Source organism: Mesorhizobium sp. P5_C1, assembly GCF_054049815.1.
Map to the genome: position 1 here is coordinate 1 of NZ_JBFULQ010000541.1, position 3,606 is coordinate 3,606.

Genomic DNA, 3,606 nt, shown 5'->3' on the forward strand with positions numbered 1-3,606 from the left:
CGCTGCGCGCCGATCCACCTTCTCCCACAAGGGGAGAAGGGGAGAGTCGCCCGCCCAATCCGGATCACACTCCCTACCCCGACGGCAACACCTGCAGTGTCTGCTCGTCAAACAACGGCTCGTCCTGACCTATGCGGACGAACAGCAGCTTGCGCGCTGCCCCAGCTGGTACCTCGAAATACTGGATGCCGTCGGGCATTTCACCCCAGTCGCCGCAGGGCGGGTCCGGAACCTCGTTGGGATCGGTCTTCGCTTCCAGCTCTTTCGCATAAGCAGCGTCGGGGCTGAATGTGTAGCGCTTGATGCCGGCGGGCACGGTGCCCTCCGTGTAAGGCGCCAGCACGCAGCGGGCGCTGACGGCCTTGTCGGTCTTTTCGCGGAACAGGCGCTGCAATGAGGCCTCTGCGGTTTCGCCGGGCTTAATGTCATACAACTCGACAAGAGGATCGGCCGCGCCGCCATCGCTGTATTTGATGGCGAGAGCGTTGCCGGTGAATTCGAAGTGGATCTGGCGGAAGCCGAAATCGCAGCGCTGCACCCAGGCGGCAAGCCCGACAGTTTTGTCCGTCAACTTCTCCCAGACGCATTTGTCGATGGGCGGGCGCGACGGAGCCGGCTCGTCCGCACGTGCCACCGCCGATACCGCCACGCATCCAAACAGGGCACAGGCCCAGGTGATCGATCTCATGGCGCTATTCATCGCTGCATCCTGTCAAAGTAAAGGCGTCCCATGCCGAGCCATTGGGATTGGCGTTGGCGAAATCGGCCCATTCGGTGAAAGCGGCGCCGAAATCGGGCAGCAACAGGCCTTTCGGCGCTGGTGTCGCTTCGCTCGAATTCAACTGCTCGGCGCCGCCGCCGGTCAAGGCATAGACCTGTCCATCCCATATCCTGCACAGGCCGCTGCCATCCTGCAGGCCGGCTTCGCGGTCGTCGTCGGTGCAGGTGTGGCGGATGGTGCCGAGCGGAAACGAATTCTTGCCATTCGTCCAAGTGATGTCGGCTGGCAGGCGGGTGTCGGTATGGGGAACGGTCAGCGAAAACACCTCGGCCGTCAGCGCCGCCGGCTCGTTGGCGAGCGGCCGAAATTGCAGAACGGCGCCCGAGCGCGGCTCGCGGTAGGTGGCGTGGCTCAGCAGACATTCCCCGGCGCTCGCCGTCTGCAGCGAGCCGAGCAGGCCCAGGAACACAACGGCCAGTTTGCGAATGATCACAGGATGTCTCCGGGGAGCGTTTTGGAAGCCAAAAACCGGTCCTCACACCAGCCCGACCAGAAAGGCAGCGCCGCCGAGAAATCCCGCCGAACAGACCCACAACAGCCAGAGCCCGCGCACCCGGCATTCGAGCACGGCCGAGCCGGGGTTGGCGGGATCATAGTGCACGTCGACCTTGCTGCCCTCGACGTAGCGACGCGCCTGGCCACCGACGAGGCCGGGCAGCGAAGCCGTGACCGTGGCGCCGAAGGTGACGCGGTCGGCGCTGTAGCGCTGGCCGGCGACGCCATAGCTGTAGACGATGCGAGATTTGAAAACAGTGCGCCAGCGTTGATAGCTTGAATGGCTTCGCAGCGCCTGCAGACCTGACGCATCGATGCGGCCGGCGGCGACCGGCCATTTTGCCGCCTGCTCGGCAAGCGACTTCTGGGCAAAGCCCATGCGCAGGGCGAACAGGCCCATGAACAGCAGCAATGCCGCGGCACCGAGGTTTTGTGGTTTGGGCAGATGCGGCCGGATCGCCTCGAGCACGCCGCCGACGGAAAACACCAGAACCGCCGTGCCGATCACCAAACCGGCCGAGAGCTGGGCCATGAACTTRAAGGCACCATCCGGCATGGTGCGCTCGATTACGGCTTTGCTCGGGTCGGCTGGATTGTAGAAGACGGTCACCTCCGCGCCGCGGGGAAACTGCGCAAGGGTTTCGGGGACTTCAAAGTTCCCCAAATTCTCCTTCACGCTGTAGCGCGAGCTTTGAAATTTCTTGCCGCCGACTTTGTATTCGAAGGTGATGGCCGGGAAATTGCGCATCTCAGTGGTATCGGTGCTGTCCGAGCCAGCGCCCGAGCTTCTGACCTCACGCGCCTCGACGCGTGACGAGATGATCTTTCCCGGCGTCGGCAACCAGCGGCTGAGGGTCTGCACCTCGCGCCACTTCACGAAGGTGATGAGCGACAGCATGCCGGAGACCGCGCAGGCAAAGCCGACAAGCAGAAATTTGAGTTCCAGCTCCACCCWGATCCCCCCGGAGTGCAGGAACAGGCACTAGACAGCACTGCGGCGGCAATGTCTCGCCTATTCGCAAAAATCGGAGGTGACGGATCCAGTCACGACGGTCTCACGGCCAGGAACGTGTTCCACTCTTCGTTGTTGCGGCCGATGTTGAAGTCGTCCCTGATGAGGACCAGCCCGGCGCTTTCGATGCGGGCCGCAAAGTCGTCCCTGCGCCAGTAGACGGTATGATATTCGCCGCTCGTCTCACCATCGCCATTGCGCATCGATACGAGGAACGCGCCGCCTGGCCGCAGCGACCCGGCTATCTTGGCAAGGACCTGGTCGGTCTGGTCGCGAGGCACATGGATCAGGACGCACAGGGCCAAGACTGCGTCGTAGGGGCCGCCGAGATCATCGGTGATGAGATCGAGCAGTTCACCGTGCTTGCCGCGCGCGGCCTGCAGCTCAAGAAACCGCCTTGTCGCGTCGGTGCGCCGAACCCTAGCGCCCAAGGTCTCCAGAAAGTCGGCGTCGTATCCCGCTCCCGACCCGACTTCCAGAATCTGGCCGCCTGTGCCGGCGATCGCCACGAGGCGCCTTAGCGCTGCCTGCTCCCTCGGGTTGGGAACATGCCGCACGACTGCATCATACTGTTCCGCATAATCCTCGTAGGAGGAGATCGTCTGACGGCTCTTCGCCAGGGCCTCCGCAGATACGCTCATCCTTTCCTCCCGTTTGCACCGGTCAATGCACTCAAGTCAGCGGGGCACGCAAGTCAGCGGGGCACGCAAGTCAACGGGTGCTGCCGGCAGAGGCGTGTCCGTCGAGCACGCCGATATCGCGCAGGAAATGATCCGACAGCGCACGGTGGTCGAGCAGGCCACGCGTGCGGGGTCTGAACGGAGCGGTGAAGAGGTCGAGCACCGGACGACGAAGTGTGTTGTAGAGGGTCATTGCCGTGTCCTTTCGGGTTCGAGTTGATGACCAGAGTATGCCTGTTCACGGCCTTGGCTTCCAATCGAACGTCGCGTAGCATGCATCAGGAGGATTGATGCGTCATGAGTTGGGAGCTACCACCACTGGGCGCCATTCGCGTCTTTGAAGCCGCGGCGCGGCTGGGCAGTTTCACCAAGGCGGCCGAGGAACTCGGCATGACACAGTCGGCGGCCAGCTATCAGATCAAGGTGCTGGAAGAGCGCGCCGGAACGCCTCTTTTTATAAGAAAAACAAGGCAAATCGCCTTGACCGAAGCTGGACAGCAATTGGCGCCGCACGCAACGGGCGCCTTCTCGACCCTGGCCGATGCGTGGGTCGCCACAAAAGGTGGAGCGACTGGCGTGCTGTCCGTCACAACCTCGGAAACATTCGCATCGAACTGGCTGGCCGTGTGGCTCGGAAC

6 protein-coding genes are annotated in these 3,606 nt (G+C 62.9%); 1 reads left to right on the forward strand and 5 read right to left on the reverse strand.

Translation table 11 applies throughout. The annotated features are described in order from the left end of the window. Nucleotides 1-73: 73 nt before the first annotated feature. The 5 genes from ACXJ7R_RS27485 to ACXJ7R_RS27505 form a co-directional block, all read right to left on the reverse strand. Nucleotides 74-571 (reverse strand): hypothetical protein, encoded by a 498-nt coding sequence (locus tag ACXJ7R_RS27485; RefSeq protein ID WP_457154567.1) that lies wholly within the window; start codon nt 569-571, stop codon nt 74-76. A gap of 121 nt (nt 572-692) precedes the next feature. Further along, the gene (locus ACXJ7R_RS27490; RefSeq protein ID WP_457154568.1) at nt 693-1,214 is read right to left on the reverse strand and encodes a hypothetical protein; all 522 of its coding nucleotides are present in this window, start codon (nt 1,212-1,214) and stop codon (nt 693-695) included. Between the two features lie 42 nt (nt 1,215-1,256). Further along, nucleotides 1,257-2,228, reverse strand: a complete 972-nt coding sequence (locus ACXJ7R_RS27495) for a DUF3592 domain-containing protein (protein WP_457154569.1) — start codon at nt 2,226-2,228, stop codon at nt 1,257-1,259. Nucleotides 2,229-2,320: 92 nt separating this feature from the next. Beyond that, nucleotides 2,321-2,929, reverse strand: coding sequence for a class I SAM-dependent DNA methyltransferase (locus ACXJ7R_RS27500; RefSeq protein WP_457154570.1), 609 nt, complete (start codon nt 2,927-2,929; stop codon nt 2,321-2,323). A gap of 70 nt (nt 2,930-2,999) precedes the next feature. Next, nucleotides 3,000-3,161: a hypothetical protein gene (locus ACXJ7R_RS27505; RefSeq protein ID WP_457154571.1), complete on the reverse strand. Its 162-nt coding sequence runs from the start codon at nt 3,159-3,161 to the stop codon at nt 3,000-3,002. Nucleotides 3,162-3,265: 104 nt separating this feature from the next. Here ACXJ7R_RS27505 and ACXJ7R_RS27510 point away from each other — a divergent pair. After that, nucleotides 3,266-3,606: LysR family transcriptional regulator (locus ACXJ7R_RS27510; RefSeq protein ID WP_457154572.1), on the forward strand; the 341-nt coding region annotated here is incomplete at its 3' end.